Raw genomic sequence first — 302 nt, 5'->3', positions numbered from 1 at the left:
TGACTTTAATTAAGGTGTCTTTATGAAACGAAAATCACCCCAAAAATTTACCGATAATTTTAAAAGAGAAGCGGTCAACCTGATTGTTGAACAGGGCTATACCGTCCCACAAGCGGCTGAAATTTTAGGTATTCCAACAAAACTCCTGTATACGGGGCGGAAACGCTCTGTTGAGCAATCTCAACCCGGAGCTTTAACCCCCGATGAGCGACAGGAATTGTTGCAGCTTCGTAAAGAAAACAAACAGCTGAAAATGGAGAAGGAGATCTTAAAGAAGGCGAGCGCCTTCTTTGCGAGAGAAC

General features: G+C 43.4%; 1 protein-coding gene. It reads left to right on the top strand.

Annotated features, from left to right (window positions below; translation table 11 throughout):
• Nucleotides 1-22 precede the first annotated feature (22 nt).
• Nucleotides 23-302, top strand: a 280-nt coding sequence (locus tag PSI23_RS22290; protein ID WP_273557076.1) for a transposase, incomplete at its 3' end; no start/stop codon positions are given.

It is taken from the genome of Xenorhabdus yunnanensis, from assembly GCF_028598805.1.
Classification (GTDB): Bacteria; Pseudomonadota; Gammaproteobacteria; order Enterobacterales; family Enterobacteriaceae; genus Xenorhabdus; species Xenorhabdus yunnanensis.
Note: the sequence above shows the minus strand (reverse complement) of the source record. Positions and strands in the feature narration are given on the sequence as shown.